10 protein-coding genes are annotated in these 20,162 nt (G+C 68.8%); 5 read left to right on the top strand and 5 right to left on the bottom strand.

The window, feature by feature from the left end; genetic code table 11:
* The 3 genes from ACM6JT_RS18285 to ACM6JT_RS18275 form a co-directional block, all read left to right on the top strand.
* On the top strand, positions 1-2,335 hold a 2,335-nt coding region (locus tag ACM6JT_RS18285), incomplete at its 5' end, for a YadA family autotransporter adhesin (RefSeq protein WP_414857002.1).
* Between the two features lie 94 nt (positions 2,336-2,429).
* The gene (locus ACM6JT_RS18280; RefSeq protein WP_414857001.1) at positions 2,430-3,146 is read left to right on the top strand and encodes an OmpA family protein; all 717 of its coding nucleotides are present in this window, start codon (positions 2,430-2,432) and stop codon (positions 3,144-3,146) included.
* A gap of 322 nt (positions 3,147-3,468) precedes the next feature.
* Positions 3,469-4,194: a response regulator transcription factor gene (locus ACM6JT_RS18275; RefSeq protein ID WP_204493971.1), complete on the top strand. Its 726-nt coding sequence runs from the start codon at positions 3,469-3,471 to the stop codon at positions 4,192-4,194.
* A gap of 33 nt (positions 4,195-4,227) precedes the next feature.
* Here ACM6JT_RS18275 and ACM6JT_RS18270 read toward each other — a convergent pair whose 3' ends face one another.
* The 5 genes from ACM6JT_RS18270 to ACM6JT_RS18250 all read right to left on the bottom strand — a co-directional run bounded on the left by ACM6JT_RS18270 (position 4,228) and on the right by ACM6JT_RS18250 (position 17,214).
* Positions 4,228-4,923, bottom strand: coding sequence for a response regulator (locus ACM6JT_RS18270; RefSeq protein WP_414857000.1), 696 nt, complete (start codon positions 4,921-4,923; stop codon positions 4,228-4,230).
* A gap of 195 nt (positions 4,924-5,118) precedes the next feature.
* Entirely contained in the window at positions 5,119-8,820 is a 3,702-nt protein-coding gene (locus tag ACM6JT_RS18265) for a YadA family autotransporter adhesin (RefSeq protein WP_414856999.1), read from the bottom strand.
* An 813-nt stretch (positions 8,821-9,633) separates the two neighbouring features.
* Positions 9,634-13,107 (bottom strand): ESPR-type extended signal peptide-containing protein, encoded by a 3,474-nt coding sequence (locus ACM6JT_RS18260; RefSeq protein ID WP_414856998.1) that lies wholly within the window; start codon positions 13,105-13,107, stop codon positions 9,634-9,636.
* 132 nt (positions 13,108-13,239) lie between these two features.
* Positions 13,240-16,212, bottom strand: a complete 2,973-nt coding sequence (locus tag ACM6JT_RS18255) for an ATP-binding protein (protein ID WP_414856997.1) — start codon at positions 16,210-16,212, stop codon at positions 13,240-13,242.
* Positions 16,213-16,398: 186 nt separating this feature from the next.
* Positions 16,399-17,214 (bottom strand): response regulator transcription factor, encoded by an 816-nt coding sequence (locus ACM6JT_RS18250; RefSeq protein WP_414856996.1) that lies wholly within the window; start codon positions 17,212-17,214, stop codon positions 16,399-16,401.
* An 832-nt stretch (positions 17,215-18,046) separates the two neighbouring features.
* Between ACM6JT_RS18250 and ACM6JT_RS18245 the strand changes: the two genes are divergently transcribed.
* Both ACM6JT_RS18245 and ACM6JT_RS18240 read left to right on the top strand, forming a co-directional pair.
* The gene (locus tag ACM6JT_RS18245; RefSeq protein WP_414856995.1) at positions 18,047-19,483 is read left to right on the top strand and encodes a sensor histidine kinase; all 1,437 of its coding nucleotides are present in this window, start codon (positions 18,047-18,049) and stop codon (positions 19,481-19,483) included.
* Entirely contained in the window at positions 19,480-20,133 is a 654-nt protein-coding gene (locus ACM6JT_RS18240) for a response regulator transcription factor (protein ID WP_414856994.1), read from the top strand. The genes ACM6JT_RS18245 and ACM6JT_RS18240 overlap by 4 nt, the downstream gene beginning before the upstream one ends.
* Positions 20,134-20,162 lie beyond the last annotated feature (29 nt).

Below are 20,162 nucleotides of genomic sequence, written 5' to 3'. Positions count from 1 at the left end.
CGAATCGCTGGCGGTGGTGTACGACAGCGCGGCGAAGAACCAGGTGACGCTGGGCGGTGCGAACGCATCGACCCCGGTTCAGTTGAAGAACGTGGCAGCCGGTACGGACGGCACTGACGCAGTCAACGTGGCCCAGCTGAAGGACGCGGGCCTCGTTGCGCCGGTCGATCCGACGAATCCGGGCTCGGGCCTGGCTTCGCTGGCGGTGACATACGGCACGAACACCGACGGTTCGGCGAACTTCGACCAGGTTGCGCTGAAGGGCGCGAACGGCACGACGATCACGAACGTGAAGGCGGGTGCGGTGAGCGCGGCCAGCACGGACGCGGTGAACGGTGCGCAGCTGCACGGCGTATCGTCGAGCGTGGCCGATGCGCTGGGCGGCGGCTCGACCGTCGACGCGAGCGGCAACGTGACGAACCCGACGTATTCGCTGGCCGATCCGGCGAACGCATCGCAGAAGCAGGACTACCACAACGTGGGCGACGCGCTGGCGAACCTCGACGGCCGAGTCGTGGACAACACGACGAACATCACGGTCATCAAGAACCAGCTCTCCGACTCGGGCCTGGTGGATCCGGTGACGGGCCAGTCGATCGCAGCGGTGACGTACGACCGCAACGCGGATGGCACGCCGAACTACAACTCGGTGAAGCTGGGCGGTGACAAGGCAACGGGCCCGGTGGCGCTGTCGAACGTCGCGGACGGCGTGGATCGCCACGACGCGGTGAACGTCGGCCAGCTGCAGGACGCGGGTCTTGTCGCACCGGTCGATCCGAGCAAGCCGGGCACGCTGGCGTCGCTCGCGGTGACGTACGGCAAGAACACGGACGGCACGGCGAACTTCGACCAGGTCGTGCTGGCGGGCGCGAACGGCACGACGATCACGAACGTGAAGGCGGGTGCGGTGAACGCGACCAGCACGGACGCGGTGAACGGCGCGCAGCTGCACGGCGTGTCGCAGAGCGTGGCCGATTCGTTGGGCGGCGGTTCGACGGTCGATGCGGACGGCAAGGTGACGAGCCCGACGTACGTGGTCAACAACCAGACGTTCAACAACGTCGGCGATGCGATCACGAACATCTCGAACAGCCTGTCGGACGGCTCGATCGGCCTCGTCCAGCAGGACGGGACGACGCGCGACATCACGGTCGCGAAGGACACGGACGGCACGGTCGTGGACTTCACGGGCACGGCGGGCGACCGCGTGCTGACCGGCGTGGCCGCGGGTGCGGTGAACGCGACGAGCAACGACGCGATCAACGGTTCGCAGCTGCACGGCACGGCGCAGAGCGTCGCGGACGTGATCGGCGGCGGCACGACGGTCGACGCGAGCGGCAAGCTCGCGGACACGGCGATCGAAGTGAACGGGCAGAAGTACTCGACCGTTGCGGAAGCAGTCCAGGCCGCAGCCGCGTACGGCGCGACCGATCCGCTGGCGGTGCGTTACGACCTGAACAGCGACGGCTCGGCGAACTACGGTTCGGTGACGCTGGGCGGATCGGGTGCGGCACCGGTGATCCTGACCAACGTCGCGGACGGTGTGAACCGCAGCGACGCCGTGAACTTCGGTCAGTTGAGCGACTTGAGCGACCGGTTCGGCGATCTCGACGGACGTGTCGGCGCGCTCGAGCAGAACCCGGGCAGCGGCGGCGGCGGTGGCGGTTCGGGCGACAACCCGTACTTCTCCGGCACGGACGTCACGCCGGGTTCGTCGACGGCGGCCAATGCCGGCACCGGCACGGGCAACACGGCGGCCGGTTCGGGTGCGAGCGTCGGCGGCGGCGCGAACAACGCGACCGTCATCGGTTCGAACGCGAGCGCCACGAAGGACAACGGCGCGGCGATCGGCTCGGGTGCGAAGAGCACCGGCGAAGGCGCGACCGCGATCGGCAGCAACGCGAGCGCGTCGGGCAGCCAGTCGGTCGCGATCGGCTCGGGCTCGGTGGCGAACGAAGCCAACACGGTCTCGTTCGGCAACGGCACCGACGACGGCAACCGCCGGATCGTCAACATCGCGGACGGCGTGAACGCGTCGGATGCGGCGTCGAAGGGCCAGCTCGACCGCGCGGTCGGCGGTCTGCAAGGGCAGATCAACGACGTGTCGAAGAACGCGTACTCGGGTATCGCCGCAGCCACCGCGCTGACGATGATCCCGGGCGTGGATCCGGGCAAGACGCTGTCGTTCGGCGTCGGCGGCGCGACCTACAAGGGCTATCAGGCCGTGGCGTTCGGCGGCGAAGCCCGCATCACGCAGAACCTGAAGATGAAGGCCGGCGTGGGTCTGTCGAGCGGCGGCAACACCGTCGGCGTGGGTGCGTCGTACCAGTGGTAATGCGCAGGGCGGGGCGAAAGCCCCGCCCGCACGACGCCAATCCGTTCACTCAATACTTTCTTACGGGCGTCCGCCTTCGGGCGGGCGCTTCATCATGACCATGAAATCACTGCTTGTGCGCGCCGCATCGATCGGCGCGATCGCGATGGCGCTCGGCGCCTGTACGACCCAATCGGGGCTGACCTACGACATTCGCGCAGTCTCCATTCCGGGTAAGCCCGACCGCCTGTTCCGCGTGAGCTGCGACGGGTTGCTCGGCAGCGCTAATTCGTGCGCGCGTGCCGCCGAGGAATTCTGTCAGGGCCAGGGCTTCACGCCGGTCGAGATGATCGATCGCGTGTACAGCCGTGCGCCGATGAAGGATCCGCGCGAGATCACGTTCATGTGCGGCAAGCCGCAACCGGTCGTGCAGCCCGCGCCGCAACCGCAACCGGCACCCCAGCCGGCCCCGCAACCGGCTCCGCAGCGCCAGGTGCTGCTGCAGGGCGACGCGAACTTCGCGACCGATAGCGCGGCGCTGACGTCGCAAGCCCGCAACGACCTCGATCGCTTCATCGCGGCCAATCGCGGCGTGGAGTTCGCACGCGTCGCCATCACGGGCTTCACCGATTCGACGGGCAGCGCGGCGCACAACCGCACGCTGTCGGAAGCGCGTGCGCGCACCGTCGTGAACTACCTGCGCGCGAACGGGCTGCGGGCTCGCTCGTTCGCAGCCGAAGGCCTCGGCGCGGCCGACCCGGTCGCGTCGAACGCGACGCCGGACGGCCGTGCGCAGAACCGCCGCGTCGAGATCCGCCTCGATGTGCAATAAAACGTTGCGCGACGCCGGCATGCCGGCGTTCCCCATGCCTGCGTCGGCCATGAGCTGACGCACGGGCGATACGCGACCGGACCGTCGCGCGTCGGTTTCCTCGGCAGGCTTCAGGCCGCCGGCTCCACAAGAGCCGGCGGCCTGTTTCTTTTGGGCGTAGGGCGCAGCGGCGGGCGGCTGTCGCCCGCCCCCGATCCGTGGATGCCCCTCCGGTTTCATGCGAAGATAGCGCCCAATCACGATCCAGAGCGGCGCGCAGCGCCGCCGTCGGCAATCGGGCGGCCATTCGGCGCCCGCGACATCAGCGGACACCCGGACGACTATGGGAAGCTATCAGATACGCGTGGTATTGGCCGACGATCATCCGGCATTGCTCGTCGGCGTCGAGCACGGGCTGTCGTCGGTGCCGACGATCCAGCTCGCCGGCAAGGCCGGCAACTCGACCGAACTCGTCGCGCTGCTCGATGCGGGCGCCTGCGACGTCGTGGTCTCCGACTATGCGATGCCGGGCAGCGCGCACGGCGACGGCATCGCGCTGTTCTCCTACCTGCAGCGCAACTATCCGGCCGTCAAGCTGGTCGTGCTGACGATGCTCGATAACGCAGCCGTGATCGGCGCGCTGGTGCGGCTCGGCATCGCGTGCATCGTCAGCAAATCGGACACGATCGATCACCTGATTCCGGCGATTCACGCAGCCGCGACGGGCGGCACCTATTACTCGCCGTCGGTCGAGAAAGTCGTGCGTACGTTGTCCGCGCATTCGAGCACGCGCGTCGCCGACCAGGCGCCGAGCCTGAGCGGCCGCGAGATCGAGGTCGTGCGGCTGTATGCGTCGGGCATGACGGTCAACGAGATTGCCGAGCAGCTGAGCCGCAGCAAGAAGACCATCAGCACGCAGAAGGCGCGGGCGATGGAGAAGCTGGGGCTGGACAAGGACATCGATCTGCTGCGCTACGCGATCGAGCACGGGATCGTCCCCGCGTCCGGCAGCGAGGGCAAGGGCGGGGACCAGGAAGGAGACGGAGAAGGGCGCGCCGATCCGGCCTGACCGGCGCGCCGTCGCGCGGCGCTGCGCCGCCAGTCAGTTCGGGTCGTTTTCACCGGCCGGCAGCGCCGCCGCATACCCGTAATCGGACACCAGCCCGCACGCGATCGCGTAGCGGACGAGATCGACGTCGCGCTCGATGCCGAGCTTCTGCATCGCCGAGCTCTTCTGCGTGCTGATGGTCTTCTTGCTGCGGCTCAGCTTGTCCGCGATCTCGTTGACCGACAAACCCGACGCAAACAGCCTGATCACTTCGAGTTCGCGCGCCGACAAGGCCGGCGCCTTGCCGCTCGCGCTGCCGGCGGCGCGCAGGATCCGGTCCATTGACGGCGACAGGTAGCGGCCGTTCGTGTAGGCCGCGTGAATCGCCATCGTCAGATGGTTGGTCATGTCGGACTTGCTGACGATGCACGCGATGCCGAGGTCCATCAGCGCGCGCAGCGCCACCGCGTTTTCCATCATCGTCATCACGACGATCCGGAGATTCGGATGGCGCTTCAGGATCGTCGTGAACATCGCGAGGCCGTCGCCGTACTCGGCGCCCGGCATCGCGTAGTCGGATACGAGCACGTCGCACGGGTGGGCCGCGAGCGCCTCCATCAGTTCCGTCGAGTTGTGCGCGCTCGCGACGACCGACAGCGTATTCGTTGCCGACAGCTCGTAGCGGGCGCCGATGACGACGGCCGGATGGTCGTCGGCGATCACGATGCGGATGGGGAAGTTTCTCGTCATGTTGGTATTGCCCGCCACGTCGCGCGGTGCGTGTGGCCGGGGTCGTTGATGAGGGAGAGGTGTCGGCGCGAATCGAAGCTGTCGCGCCGACGGCCAGTGGCGGCTCGTGCGGAACCGTCACTGGCCGTCGGCCGAAAAAGCGGGGGATGGCTCCCCCGCTTCGGGTCGACGCTCCGCCGAAGCGGAGCCGTCCGGTCAGAACTCGTAGCCAACTTGAGCTCGCACGCCCGCATCGCCCGTCGACGTGACGGACAGCGCGCCGTTCATCAGCCACTTGCCGTCGCGCGTCCGGTAGGTCGCGCCCGCTGCCACCGCCGAGCCGCTCTTGTAGTTCGCGGCGCCGACTGCCACCACCGTCTTGCCCGGCTGCGAAGGCGTCAGGTTCGGCATCGCCATCGCTGCCGCGACACCGGCGTACGCGTTCTTCGCGACGTCGTTGATCATGCGGTTCGTTTCGCCGAAACGCTGATCCACCGACTGCATCGCGCTATCGAGCTGACGCACGTTCACGGCGTCGGTCGGCGCGGTGCCGTCCGCGACGTTGGTGATCTGACGTTCGTTGCCGGCCGAGCCGACCGACACGGCGTTGTCGCGATCCGCCACCGAGCCCTGGCCGAGTGCGACCGAGCCGTTGCCGGTTGCGCTCGAACCCTGGCCGATCGCCGTGCTGTCCGAACCCGATGCGACGGACCCCTGGCCGATGGCCGAGCTGTTCTCGCCCGATGCGTTCGAACCTTGCCCGAAGGCCGAGCCGTTGTCGCCCGACGCCACCGCGCCCTGGCCGACCGCCGTGCTGTTCGAGCCCGACGCGTTCGAGCCGTCGCCGACCACGAGCGAACCGTCGCCGCCCGTGCCCGTGCCGGGGCCCATGCCGCCGCCCGAGCCGCCGCCTGCGGTTTCGAGGTCGCCGACGCGGTTCGTCAGGTCGTTCATCTGGCCGCTCAACTGGCCGTACTGCTGCGCGAACTGCTGCTGCAGGTCATGGAGCTGGCCGCCGTTCACCGCGTCCATGCTGCCCGCCGCGATCAGGCCCGGCGCGACGTTGTGCAGCGCCGTGCCAGCCGAGCCGCCGAAGGTCACGCTGCCGAGCGAGATGTCGTCATACGTGACGGCCGCGATTTCCTTGCCCGTGTAGTCGATCAGACCCGTCGCCTTCAGCTGCGCGATCGTCACGGCATCGCTGTCGTTCACGCCGTTCGCGACGCCGGTCAGCGTGCGTGCGCCACCCGTGCCGGCGAAGTTCACCGTCGAGCCGCCCACGTTCGCGCCGACCGTGATCGTGCCCGTCGCCAGATCCTGCTGGACGAGACCGATCTGGCCCGATGCGAGCTGGTCGCCGAGGTGCGTGATCGCGCCTTCGTTGTTCGTCACGCGGCCGTCGAGATAGGTGACGACGTCGCCGACGTTGTGGACCGTGGTCGTGCCGCCGTTGCCGTCGCCGACCGTGAAGCTCGGTGCGGTGATCGTGCCGTCCGGGTTGACCGTCGAGCCGGCACCGATCGCCGACGCGACGCTGTCCGCCACGCCGTGCAGCTGCGAGCCGTTGACGGCTTCGTTGCTCGATGCCGAGACGTCGCCTGCCGCGACGCCGGTCAGCTTGCGGTCGCCGGCCGTGCCGGTGAAGTTCACGGCTGCGCCGTCGGTGTTCGCGCCGACCGTGATGTCCGCGCCTGCGTTGGCTTGCTGGACGAGGCCGACCGTGCCGCTGCCGATCTGGTCCGCGAGGTTGGCGATATCGCCTTCGTTGTTCTTCACGCGGCCGTCGAGGTTCGTCACGGCGTCGCCGACGTTGTGGACCGTGGTCGTACCGCCGTTGCCGTCGCCGACCGTGAAGCTCGGTGCGGTGATCGTGCCGTCCGGGTTGACCGTCGAGGTGCCGCCGATCGCCGAAGCGACGCTTTCCGACACACCGTGCAGCTGCGAGCCGTTGATGGCTTCGTTGCTTGCCGCCGAGACGTCGCCTGCCGCGACGCCGGTCAGCGTGCGGTCGCCGGCCGTGCCGGTGAAGTCGACGGCCGTGCCGTCGGTATTCTTCGCGACCGTGATGTTGCGCGTCGTCCCGTCCTGCTGGACGAGGCCGACCGTGCCGCTGCCGATCTGGTCCGCGAGGTTGGCGATGTCGCCTTCGTTGGTCGTCACGCGGCCGTCGAGGTTCGTCACGGCGTCGCCGACGTTGCGGACGATGGTCGTGCCGCCGTTGCCGTCGCCGACCGTGAAGCTCGGTGCGGTGATCGTGCCGTCCGGGTTGACCGTCGAGGTGCCGCCGATCGCCGAAGCGACGCTCTCTGCCACGCCGTGCAGTTGCGAGCCGTTGACGGCTTCGTTGCTTGCCGCCGAGACGTCGCCTGCCGCGACGCCGGTCAGCGTGCGGTCGCCGGCCGTGCCGGTGAAGTCCACGACCGTGCCGTCGGTGTCCTTCGCGACCGTGATATTGCGCGTCGCGGCATCTTGCTGGACGATGCCGATCGTGCCGCTCGCCAGGTCGCCGAGCTGGTTGTTGATCGTCGTGATGTCGGCCGTGTTCTGCGCGATGTTGCCGTTCGCGGTCGTCAGCCCCTGGTCGAGCGCGCCGAGCGCGCCGCCGACGGTCGTCTGCGGGCCGCCGTTCGTGAGGTTGTACGTCGGGCCGGTCACGGCGCCCGTCGTCGTGTCGATCGCCGCGCCGCCGCCGAGTGCAGTCACGACGGGCGCGAGCTGGGACACGTTCACGGCGTCGGTTGCTGCGGTACCGGCGGCCATGTTGGTGATCTGGCGTTGCTGCGTCGAAGAGCCGATCGAAACGGTGTTGTCGCGATCGGTGGAGGCGCCGGCACCGAGTGCGACACTGCCGTCGTTTTGTACGTTCGCACCCGCGCCGAGCGCGAGCGATTTGACATTTCCTGCCCTGGCCGAGTAACCCAGCGCGGTCGCACTGTCTGCGGTCGCGCCGGCGATATATCCGACTGCGGTTGCGCCGTTGACGTTTGCGGTTGTGCCGGCACCGACTGCGACGCCGCGACTTACTGCGTTGGCTCCGCCACCCATTGCGAGGCTATTGCCGATCGCGGACGAATTCATACCGATTGCAACCCCCGGGTATGCAGCGCCGGTGGCGTCGGCGTGCGCGTTGCTGCCGATCGCAATGGCGCCGTTCGCCGTGGCCGTTGCATCGACGGTGCCATTCACCTTGACGTAATTGTTGTCGACCTTGGTCGCAAGCGCGGTGTTCATCTGGCCGAGGTTCACAGCGTCGGTTGCTGCGGTACCGGCGGCCACGTTGGTGATCTGGCGTTGCAGCGTCGCGCTGCCGACCGATACGGCATTCGCACGATCCGCTTCCGATCGATAGCCGAGCGCGATCGAGTTCTGTTCCGTTGCCTTCGCGTCGCCACCCAGCGTCATGGAATTAGCGCCGCTCGCCGTGGAGCGCAGGCCCAATGCAACGGCTTCGGTAGCCGACGCGGTCGAGCCGGAGCCGATCGCAACCGCACCGGCGCCGTTCGAATTTGCGTTCCATCCCAGCGCAATGGCGGGGGAGTTTGCCGGATCCGAGTACGAACTGGCGCCGCTGCCGATCGCGATGTTTGACGTGTTGCCGGAAATGGTGGCGGCAGTCGTTCCGCCGACCTTGATGACGGTGTCGTCGAGAGCGGCCGTCGTACCGATCGAACGCGCACCCTTCAATGCGACCGGTGCCTGGCACACGCCAGCCTCATCGACCGTGCCGCTCGTGCCATCAGCCGTCGTGCACGCGTCCGCCGCGAATGCGCCGCCGACCGACGCGCCACCCAGCGCGAGCGCGACCACGGCCTGACGCGCCGCGCGCGCCGTACCCTTCGAATGCGACTTCGCCGTTTCGGCGACAGCCGTCCACGTGCCCGTCGCGGCGTTCCAGATGTTGCGGTAAGTCTTGTTCATTTCCCTACTCCTTTCAGTTCGTCAGGTTGATGAAAGAATGGTAGGGATCGGGCTCGTCTTAATCTGTCGGCCACGGCTGAAACGTCGGGCCGTCTCGGTAGGGCCAGTCCTACACGTCAGCGCGCTCGCGTTCGCGCTGGTGTGCGCCAGGACGGAATTTCCGGATTGGAACCGCGCATGCGTCGACAGCCCGATCGACCCGGCGCGGGCAGGCATTGCAAGGCGATGAGCAAGCGGGAAGGTGGGGGCGTGTCGGAAGGCGCGCGGTTCGCGGGCGCGAAGCGCGAAAGTGCCGGAGCGCGGATTGACCATTCGAGCAGCGGTTTGACGCCCGGAGGCGGGAGAAAGCGGCGATTCGCGATTCACGGGCGTGCCGGCATGGCGCGGATGGGCATGCACGCGCATCCGCGCATCCGCGCCGCGATGCCGCGGAAGCTGCGCTCGCGTGAACGACGGACCGAGGGGCGGGCGCTCGGTGTTCGCATCTGGCAGCGTTTGCGTATCGATACCAACACCCATCTCTGTCGTGGCCGCGCCCACCGACCACCACCGAACGCCCGCGCCTCGGTCGGTTCACGGCCGGAACGCACGTGTTGCGCGGCGGCGATCGTCATCGGAACACGTCAGGACAGCTTACCGGCAACGCCCGCGTCAACCAATCGGACCGGGCTGATTCTCGAGCCGATCTCGCGTTTGGCCATGTCGCGCCGCATCGGCGGTCGAACGGTCGCAAAAAAAGCGGACGGATCGCTCCGCCCGCTTTCGCTTCGACGCATTCGCGATGCGCGGAGCTGCCCTGCCGGAATCGACGGCTTACCAGTAGAAACCGCCGCCGACGACCGCGCCGACCGTGCCGCGGCTGCTCGTGTTCGCGGATGCCTTGATCGTCCACTTGCCGTCGCGCGTCATGTACGACACGCCGAGCGCGCTGCCGTACTCGCCGCCGTACGTGCTGCCGGCCATCGCCACGAACGTGCGCCCCGGTTGCGTCGACTGCGGCAGGCCGGCCACGGCCATCGCTGCCGCGACGCCGCCCATCGCATCCTGGCGTGCGCTGCGAACCGAGTTCTGCATCTGCTGCACGTTGACCGCGTCGGTCGGCGCCGTACCGGCGGCAACGTTCGTGATCTGCCGTTCGTTGCCGGCCGAGCCGACCGACACCGCGTTGTCGCGATCCGCGACCGAGCCCGCGCCGAGCGCAACCGAATTGCTGCCGGATGCATTCGAACCCTGGCCGATGGCTGTGCCGTTGCTACCCGATGCACTCGATCCCTGTCCGATGGCCGTGGCGTTGCTGCCGGATGCGTTCGATCCCGAGCCGATCGCCGTGCCATTGCCGGACGAAGCGCTCGCGCCCGAGCCGATGGCCGTGCTGTCGCCGCCGGACGCATCCGCGCCGGCGCCAAGCTGAACGCTGCCGGGCGCGCTGCCGCCCGGATCGAAGCCGCCCGAACCGTTGCCGGGGTTGCCAGGGTCACCCGGCACGCCGCCGGATTCCAGCCCGGAGACGCGATCGTCGAGTCCGGAGAACCGGCTCTCGAAATCCTGCTGCATCGCGTGCAGCTGGCCGCCGTTCACGGCGTCCATGCTGCCCGACGCGATCAGGCCCGGCGCGACGTTGTGCAGCGCGGTGCCGCCTACGCCGCCGAGGGTCGCGCTGCTGAGCGAGATGTCGTCATACGTCATCGCCGAGATTTCCTTGCCCGTGTAGTCGATCAGGCCCGTCGCCTTCAGCTGCGCGATCGTCACCGCGTCGTCGTCGTTCACGCCGTTCGCGACGCCGCTCAGCGTGCGCGCGCCGCCGGTGCCCGCGAAGTTCACCGTCGAGCCGCCGGTGGCCGCGCCGACGGTGATTGCCCCCGTCGACGGATCCTGCTGCGCGAGACCGATCTGGCCGCTATCGAGCTTGTTGCTGATCGTCGTGATGTCGGTCCGGTTGTCCGCGATGTCCGACGCATTCTGTGCAACAGCCTGGTTCGTTGAGTGGAGCTGGTCGCCCGTCACCGCATCGTGACTGCCGGCCGCGACGTCGCCATTCGCGATGCCTGTCAGCTTGCGTTCGCCCGCCGTCCCTGAGAAATTCACCGCCGCGCCGTTGGTGTTCGCGCCGACCGTCAGGTCCGCGCCCGTGCTCGCTTGTTGGACGAGGCCGATCGTGCCGCTATTCATGTCGCTGCGAATCTGCGTGATCGACGTTTCGTTGCTCGTCACGCGCTGGTCGAGGTTGGCGACGCTCGCGTTCGTCGTGTTCAGTTGGTCGCCCGTCACGGCATCGGTGCTGCCTGCGGCGACGTCGCCGTTTGCGAGGCCGGTCAGCTTGCGTTCGCCCGCGGTACCGGTGAAGTTGACCGCCGCGCCGTCGGTGTTCGCGCCGACCGTCAGATCCGCGCCCGCGCCGGCCTGCTGGACGAGGCCGATCGTGCCGCTCGACAGGTCGCCGAGCTGGTTGTTGATCGTCGTGATGTCCGTCGCGTTCTTCGCGATGTTCGTTTCGTTGGTCGTTACGCGCCCGTCGAGATTCGTGACTTGCGTGCCGAGGCTCGCGATGCCGGATGCGTTTTGTGCGACACCCTGATTCGTCGCGTAAAGCTGGTCGCCCGTGACGGCGTCCTTGCTGCCTGCCGAGATATCGCCGTTTGCAAGGCCCGTCAGCGTGCGCTCGCCGGTGGTCCCGGCGAAGTTGACTGCCGCGCCGTCGGTGTTCGCGCCGACCGTCAGATCCGCGCCCGCGCCGGCCTGCTGGACGAGGCCGATCGTGCCGCTCGACAGGTCGCCGAGCTGGCTGTTGATCGTCGTGATGTCCGTCGCGTTCTTCGCAATGTTCGTTTCGTTGGTCGTTACACGGCCGTCGAGGTTCGTGACTTGCGTGCCGAGGCTCGCGATGCCGGACGCGTTTTGCGCGACACCCTGATTCGTCGCGTAAAGCTGGTCGCCCGTGACGGCGTCGTTGCTGCCCGCCGAGATATCGCCATTCGCGATGCCCGTCAGCGTGCGCTCGCCGGCCGTCCCGGCGAAGTTCACCGCGCCGCCGTTCGTGTTCGCGCCGACTGTCAGTTCGGCACCCGCGCCGGCCTGCTGGACGAGGCCGATCGCGCCGCTGTTGAGGTCGTTGCTGATCTGCGTGATCGACGACTCGTTGTTCGCGACACGGCTATCGAGGCGACTCACGTCGCCACCGAGAGTCGCGATGTCCGACGCGTTCCGGGCAATGTTGTCGTTCGCGGTCGTCAGCGCGCCGTCGAGCGCGCCGAGCGCATCGCCGACGGTCTGTTGTGCGCCGCCTGCGACGTTGTACGTCGGGCCGGTTACGTTGCCCGTTTGCGCGTCGAACGCGGCGTTGCCGCCGAGCGTCGCGACGACCTGCTTGAGCTGATCCACGTTCACGGCGTCGGTGTCCAGTTTGCCGGCGGCCATGTTGACGATCTGGCGTTGCTGCGACGACGAGCCGACCGAGATGGTATTGCTGAGCGTCGCGGTGGAGTTCGTACCGAGCGCCATCGCGTTCGTGACATTGGCTGCGACGCTCGCATTACTGCCGATCGCGACGGAATTGGTTGCGCCCGCTGCGACACCGGCGGAATTGCCCAATGCAACGGCGCCCGCAGCCAGTACCGACGCCTGATTGCCGAGCGCGGTACTGGAATTGGCCGTTGCGCTCGCCAAACGGCCGAGTGCCACGGAACCCGTGCCCGTCGCGGTGGCGGAGGAGCCGACAGCCAGAACCGACGTGCCGTTCGCAACCGCGCTGTTCCCGAATGCGGTCGCACCCGTGCCGCCGGTTGCGGTCGAGTCGTTCCCGATCGCGATCGAGCCGCTGCTGGTTGCTGCTGCAAGACGCCCGAATGCCATCGAACCGGTGCTGGTCGCGGTCGCGGCGGAGCCGAACGCCAGAACCGATGTGCCGTTGGCAACGGCGGCGTTCCCGATCGCTACTGCGGCCGTTCCGGAGGCGGACGCATCCGTTCCGCCCGTCGTGGCCGGCAGGACCTTGATGTAGGCGTCGTCCAGCGTGGCCGTCGGCGTAATCGACCGGGATTGCGCACCGATCGGCGACGGCGACGGCAGCGTGCACGTGTTCGTGCTATCCGCCGTGCTCGCCTGTTCGTCTGCCGACGTGCAGGCTTCGGCCGCCGTGGCGGTGCCGAACGGCGCGCCGAGTGCGACAACCGCGGCGACAGCGGAGAGCGCAGCGCGCGCCGATCCCTTCGAATGCGATCTCGCCGTCTCGGCGACCGCCGTCCACGTGCTTGTCGCGGCGTTCCACACAGTGCGGTACGTCGTGTTCATATCCCTACTCCTTTCAGTTCTTTGGGTCTCTGAAAGCATGGTAAGGATCGGACGCGTCCGAATCTGTCGTCCGGGGCTGAAACGCCGTGCCGCCGGTGTCGGACCAGTCCTATGCGCCGGCGCGCGCGCCGCTCAGGCCGACGGCACTTGCGCGGCGCGGCGGCGCAGCGCTTCGCGTGTGACGCGTTCGATGCGGTCGAGCAAGGTCGCGAGCGATGCGGAATCGCCGGCCTGCACGGCGTCCTGCATGTCGCGCACCGCATCGGCCGCCGCGTGCTCGTGGATGGTCGCGAACGCGCCTCGCAGCGCGTGCAGCTCGTCGCGCAGCGCGCGGGTGTCGTCGCGTGCGAGCGCGGCGCGGAGCGCCGCGAGCGAGCGTTCGACGCTTTCGGCGAGCAACGCCTGCACGTCCGGCGGCAACGGGCCTTCGGCGAGGTCGACCAGCGCGGACGCACGCGGCCGCGGGGCGCCGACGTTCGCGAACCGCCGCACCGTGCGGTCGATCGTTTCAAGCAGCACGGGTTTCACGAGCACGGCGACGACGCCGGCTTCGGCGCAGCGCGCGCGTTCTTCCGCGCTCGCATGCGCGGTGCTCGCGACGACGGGCAGGCCGGGGTATTGCGCGCGCAGCACGCGCGCGAGCGTGTAGCCGTCCATGCCCGGCATGTTGAGGTCGGTCAGCACCAGGTCGTAGCGCGTGTCCGTGCAACGGCGCAGCGCGGCCGCGCCGTCTTCGGCCGCATCCGCGTCGTAGCCGAGCGCGACGAGCTGGCTCTGCTGCAGCTTGCGGTTCACCGGATGATCGTCGACGACGAGCACGCGCGCGGCGAGCGCCGGCAGCGCCGCATCGTCGCCGGCCGCTTCGTGATGCGCGACTTCGTCACTGGTCGCCGCACGCAGCGGCAGCGTCACGACGAACGTGCTGCCGTTCCCCGCCTCGCTTTTCACGTCGATCGCGCCGTCCATCATCGTCGCGAGCCGCTTCGTCAGCGCGAGGCCGAGCCCCGTGCCGCCGAAGCGGCGCGAAATCGACGTGTCGGCCTGCGTGAACGGCTGGAACAGCGCCGCGCGCTGCGCGTCGGTCATCCCGATGCCGGTATCGCTGACGCCGATCACGACGGGCGACGCCGGATCGGTATCGTCGCGCAGATAGACTTCGAGCGTCACGTCGCCGTGGCTCGTGAACTTGATTGCGTTGGCAACGAGGTTCGCGGCGATCTGCCGGATGCGGGTCGGGTCGCCGATGTAGCGTTGCGCGAGCGCATCGTCGACGATCACGTCGAACTGCAAACCCTTCGCCGTCGCGAGCGGTTCGAACATCGCGCCGGTCTGCGTGATCGTTTCCGCGAGATCGAACGGGATCGCCTCGATCGTCATCTGGCCGGCTTCGATCTTCGACAGATCGAGGATGTCGTTGATCAGGTCGAGCAGCGTCGCCGACGCACCCTCGACCGTATGCAGCCGCTCGCTCTGCGTATCCGTCAGCGGCTCGCGGCCGATCAGCTCGAGATTGCCGAGGATCGCGTTCAGCGGCGTGCGGATCTCGTGGCTCATCGTCGCGAGGAACGCCGATTTCGCGTCGTTCGCCGCGTCGGCCGCGCGCCGCGCTTCGTCGAGATGGCGCTCGACGGCCTTCTGCGACGTGATGTCGGATACGTTGCACAGCAATACGTCCGCGTCGCGATAGCGCGTGCGCACGAGCGTCGCGAGCAGGTCGAGCGTGTCGCCCTGCGCGGTGGGCAGCGGCACATGCAGGTCGGGCTGCCACGCGTTCGCGCCGGGCGTGCGGTCGAAGCGTGTGAAGAGGCGCGCGGCGAGCGACTGCTCACCGGCGGCGCGTGCGTCGTACGCGCGCATCGTGTCGTTCTGCATCAGCACCGTGCCGTCGTCGAGCGACAGCAGTGCGATGCCGGACGGCGCGGCCTCGACGATCGTCCTGTTCAGGTTCTCGCTCTCGACGATGCGCCGCGTGCGTGCGTCGTCGGGCTTCAGTACGCGGCGGTCGAACAGCACGAGCATGGTCCACGCGAAGCCGAGCGCAATCGTCATCAGCGCCGCGTACCAGCCGACACGCTGGCCGAGCGCCGTGAGCACCGAGCGCGTCGAGAACGACTGCACGAGCGTCCAGTCGGTGCCGGGAATGCGCTGGCTCAGCGTGAAATAGCCGGCGTGATGCGCGGGATGCGGGCCGTCGGCGCGCACTGCGCGCGCATCGGCGACGAGCCGTTCGACGATCGTTGCCGCGGCATCGCCGCGTTCCGCCGCGCCGACGCGCAGCACCGTACGGCCTTCGGCGTTGGCGATGATCGCGGCGTCGCCATCGTCGCGGCCCGCGAGCCGTTCGCGCAGCAGGCTGGCGGGCAGCGTCGACACGAACACGACGTTCGGCCGGCCGCCGTCGTAGACGGTGCCGACCAGCCGGAACACGTCGCGCTGCTGGATCGGGTCGTGCGCGGGCGCGTGCCAAACGTAGCGCCCGGCCGGCGAGGGGCCGAGGTCGCCCGCGACCTTGTCGAGCAGCGCGGCGACGTCGGCCGAACCGGTCATGGCCAGCGGATCGGCCGCCGGCTGCGGGATGATGAGCGCGAAATGACGGTTCGGGTCGTACGCGTAGCCGGCGATCGCGCGGTCGGCTTCCTGCTTCGCGACGTACGCGCCGACGCGGTAGCTCATCTCGCTCGACATCGCGAGGTCGCGCGCATACGACGCGGCGGGCCGTGCGGGCGACAGGTCGGCGACGGCGAGCACCGGCGGGAACCGAGGGCTGCCTTGCAGCACGAGCCGGCCGTGCCCGTCGGCGAGTTGCGCGGCGAGCGCGGGATCGGTCGCGCGCGTGTGCCAGACCGCTTCCTCGTGCGTGACCAGCGTGTCCATGCCCGTCGCGCGCAGGTTGAATTCGAACCGGACGAAGAACTGGCGCACCGCGAACTGCGTGTAGCGCTCCTGCACGTAGTCCTTGCCCATCGCATACAGCAGCGTGCCGCTCGCGGCCAGCGCGGCAAGCGTCACGCCGATGCCGCCCGCATACAGCAGCGTGCGCTGACGGCGCCCGACGGGCGTGCGGGAGGCGGGGCGGCTGCGGTCGGAGGCGGCGCGATGATCCATCGTGGCACGGGGCGGTCGGCGAAGGTTTCGCCATGATAAGGGAGACCGGCCGTGTCGCGGTGCGGTGATTGCGCTTTGCTCGAAGCCGGTTCGCCGCCGGCCGTTCGTCGCATGGGGGAACGTGGTGCGTCAGCGTGTGGCCGGATCGGGCGGTGCGCTGCTTGTCCGGCTTCGTGCGACTCGCGTTTAGAGCGAGTGCGCGTGCATGTGCTCGTGCGGATGTTCGGACGCGGAATCGGGCTCGGCCCCGGGCTCGCATTCGACGAGCCGGTAGCCGTATCCGTACACGGTGAGCAGCTTCAACCCGTAGCGGCCGTCGAGCTTGAGCCGCCCGCGCAGGTTCGTGATGTGCGTATCGAGGCGTCGGCTCGACACCGCGACGAGCGAACCCCAGACGAGCTGGCTCATGTGCGGGCGTGACAGCGGCCGGCCCAGGTTCATGAACAGCGCCGTCGCGATCTGGAAGTGCTTCTCGGTCAGCACGTGTTCGTGGCCGTCCACGCGGACCGTGCGATTGGCGGCGTCGAACTCGAAACAGCCGACACGCCAGTGACGATGATGCGTCGTCCGGTAGTGGGCCCACCGCAGCCACGTCGACACGCTCGATACGATGGTTTCGGCGGGCGACGCGTACGGCAGGTATTCGTTCGCGCCGGCGTCGAACGCGATCGTCCGAGCGCGGTCGTCGTCGTGCTGGCTGGTCACGAGCAGCGGCATCGATACGGCGAAGCGCGCGCGCAGCGTGCGGACTGCCTCGGCGGTCCGGTAGCACGGCGTTTCGCATTGCACGACGAGCAGGTCGAACGGCCGCGCGTCGCAGGCGGCCAGCAGGTCGGGCAGGTATTCGAAACGGACGGGGCGGTAGCCGGCGCGGCGCAGCAAGTCGTCGATCCGCAGGCGGTCGTAGCCGTGGCCGGCCCGCCGCAGACGATCGTCGAATGCATGGCGCGCCGGATGATCGATCGTCAGGATGCCGATCGTGAGCGTCGAGGCGTCGGTCATGGGCGGAGAGGGCATCGGTCGTGCCGGCGGCGCGTGCGCGGATGCCGCGTGCCGGGGCGGCGCGCCTGCATGCGCCGTCGGGTCGCGGTGGCGCGGCCGTCGTCGGGCACGGCGCTGTCGCGGCGTTCGTCCGGTGCAGCAGAGGCGGTTTCGATGCGCTCGCGTCGCGCGAAGGGAGAAGAGATCATGGACGGACTCGATTCGCGCTTGAGATCCGAATGCCGGATGTCGCGCGAAAAAGATCCCGCCGCGAAGGCGGGATGAATATCGACTATCTATCTCTGGAAACCGCGGCATGCCTGCATTCGGAGGACGACAGGCACGCCGCTGAAATGATTGTCGTCGTGTGTATGCATCGCGTGAATCAGCCCAGTCTGAAATTGAAGGTGGCGATGCGTGCAACGCGCATGCGCGTTGCACGCCTGTCTCGACGACGCGCCCTGTGCTTTTCGTTGGCACTGCTTCGCACGGACCCGCCGGCACGCCGCGTGCGCGATCACAGGTATCGGGCGACCCGACCGATGCCGCACGCAGGCGTTGCCTGCCGGCCACGACGACGCGTCGTGTGCTTCCGTCGCCGCCGCTTCGCATGGAACCGCCGGCACACCGCGTGCGCAATCGCAGGTATCGGACGAGGCTGACCGATTTCGCACGCAGTATCGGACCACGCGCAACGACTTCTTGCCGACAATGCGGGAGCGGATCGCAGCCGACACCGAGGCCGCCGCACGCGTCCGGCGTTCTGCACGCTGTACCGCTCCGTCGCGGCGCGTATCGCCCGCCTTCACGCATGCTGCGTCCGGCCGCTGGGGCTTCCTTGCATGTCATCTGCATGAAACCATCCATTCGCGTCGCACTGTGCTGTGCATGGCTGGCGCTGAGCCTCGCCGGCACTGCGCTCGTCGTGTCGCGTGCCGTCGGTGATGCCTACGACCGCTTTTTCCAGGATTCGAGCATCGCGATTCGCCTGCTCGGCCAGAAGGCCGCGCAGCACGAAGCGATTCTCGCGACGCTCGGTGCGACCGCGTTGTTCGCGCCGCCGCCGCAGATGCTCGACAACCTGCGCGCGCGGATGCCGCAACTCGACGGGCTCGAATACCGGCGCGCCGGCGCGGATCGGCATATCGCGGGCAACGCATTGCGACGCACGCAGCCGCCGTCGCACCGTTTCGGCACGACGTTCTCGATCGAGTTCGCGGCCGACGGCGGTTACTGGCTCGTCGCCGATACGGGCTGGGCCGTGCGCATCGACCCGCGCCACTTGCTTCAACCGGGCGACTGGCCCGACTCGCTCACATCGGCGACGCTGCATCTGCAAGACCGCGCGTTCGACCTGCTGCACCGTGATGCACCGACGACGCCGTTCGGCTGGACGATGCGGCTCGAAAAGCATCTGCCCGCGCAACCGCAGGCGTTCGTGCTGACGACGACGCGCACGCTCACGGCGGTCGATCTGCCGTGGCTGCCGATCGCGTTGTGGAACGCGGTGGCCGCGCTGCTGGCCGCGGGCGCGTTCGGCGCGTGGCGGCTGCGCGAGACGCGCCGCCGCGAGCGCGCCCGCGCGCGTCTCGACGGTGTCGCGCGGCTCGACACGCTCGGCGAGATGGCGGCCGGCCTCGCGCACGAACTCAACCAGCCGCTGACTGCGATCGTCACGCATACGCGCGCGGCCGAGCGGCTGCTCGACACGCCGTCGGAGCGCGACAGCGTGCGCCGCGCACTGCAGACGAGCGTCGCGCAGGCGAAGCGCGCGGCGGCGATCCTCGACCGGTTGCGCACGGCGATGACATCGACCCGCGACGACGCACGCCGCGCGCTCGATCCGGACGCGCTGATGGCGTCGCTGCTGTTCCTGCACGCCGACGACGCGGCGCGCGAGCACGTCGCGCTGACGTGGCGCAACGCGACGCCGCGCGCGCAGCCGCTGGCCGATCCGGTTGCGGTCGAGCAGATTCTGCACAACCTGATTCGCAACGCGCGCGATGCGCTCGCCGGCGAGCCGCGCGGCGAGATCCGCGTGAGCGGCGCGCGCGCGGGGCGGCACTACCGTTTCAGCGTCGTGGACAACGGGCCGGGCGTGCCGGATAACGCGCTGCCGCGGCTGTTCGAGCCGTTCTTCACGACGCGCACGGACGGGCTCGGCCTCGGGCTGCCGTTGTGCGACACGCTCGCGCAGCGGCAGGACGGATCGCTGACGATCCGCAACCTGCCGTTCGGCGGCGTCGAGGCGGTGCTGTTGCTGCCGATCGACGAGGAGGAACACGCATGAGCACGAATGAAACACCGAACCCGATGTCGGCCGGGTCCGTCGTCGCGATCGTCGACGACGACGAAGCCGTGCGCGACGGCCTCGCGCTGCTGCTGCGCACGGTCGGTGTGCGGACGCGCCGCTTCGCCGACGCGCAGGCGTTTCTCGCGGAGGCCGACGACAGCACGCTCGGCTGCGTGCTGCTCGATCTGCGGATGCCGGGGATGAGCGGGCTCGATGCGCTCGATTGCCTGGCCGAGCGGCGCAATCTGCCCGTGATCGTGCTGACCGGCCACGGCAACGTCGACGCATGCCGGCGTGCATTCAAGCGCGGCGCGTGCGATTTCCTGCGCAAGCCCGTCGACGACGACGAACTGATCGACGTGGTCCAGCAGGCGATGCGCCGCCATGCGGACCGGCGCGACGGCGATGCAGCAGCGCAGGCACGCGCGGCGCGTGCGATGCGGTTGGCGACGCTGAGCGCGCGCGAGCGCGACGTGCTCGACGGCATCGTGCGCGGCAGCAGCAACAAGGAAATCGCGCGCGATCTCGGGCTGTCGCCGCGCACGGTCGAGACCTATCGCGCGAACCTGTTCGACAAGCTGCGGGTCGCGTCGCTCGTCGAGCTCGTGCGCGATTACGCGGCGCTCGCAGGCGTTTCGACGCCATAGCCTTTGTCTTTTTTTCTTCAGGGAGAACT

The organism is Burkholderia sp. IT-111MI5, from assembly GCF_949752865.1.
Classification (GTDB): Bacteria; Pseudomonadota; Gammaproteobacteria; order Burkholderiales; family Burkholderiaceae; genus Burkholderia; species Burkholderia pyrrocinia_C.
This window is presented reverse-complemented; position numbering and strand designations above follow the sequence as displayed.

Bases quoted from the DNA above. Each gene is read 5' to 3' on its own strand.
- ACM6JT_RS18255 (WP_414856997.1), bottom strand. From the start codon at position 16,212: ATGGATCATCGCGCCGCCTCCGACCGCAGCCGCCCCGCCTCCCGCACG.
- ACM6JT_RS18265 (WP_414856999.1), bottom strand. From the start codon at position 8,820: ATGAACAAGACTTACCGCAACATCTGGAACGCCGCGACGGGCACGTGG.
- ACM6JT_RS18260 (WP_414856998.1), bottom strand. From the start codon at position 13,107: ATGAACACGACGTACCGCACTGTGTGGAACGCCGCGACAAGCACGTGG.
- ACM6JT_RS18240 (WP_414856994.1), top strand. From the start codon at position 19,480: ATGAGCACGAATGAAACACCGAACCCGATGTCGGCCGGGTCCGTCGTC.
- ACM6JT_RS18270 (WP_414857000.1), bottom strand. From the start codon at position 4,923: ATGACGAGAAACTTCCCCATCCGCATCGTGATCGCCGACGACCATCCG.
- ACM6JT_RS18245 (WP_414856995.1), top strand. From the start codon at position 18,047: ATGAAACCATCCATTCGCGTCGCACTGTGCTGTGCATGGCTGGCGCTG.
- ACM6JT_RS18250 (WP_414856996.1), bottom strand. From the start codon at position 17,214: ATGACCGACGCCTCGACGCTCACGATCGGCATCCTGACGATCGATCAT.
- ACM6JT_RS18275 (WP_204493971.1), top strand. From the start codon at position 3,469: ATGGGAAGCTATCAGATACGCGTGGTATTGGCCGACGATCATCCGGCA.
- ACM6JT_RS18280 (WP_414857001.1), top strand. From the start codon at position 2,430: ATGACCATGAAATCACTGCTTGTGCGCGCCGCATCGATCGGCGCGATC.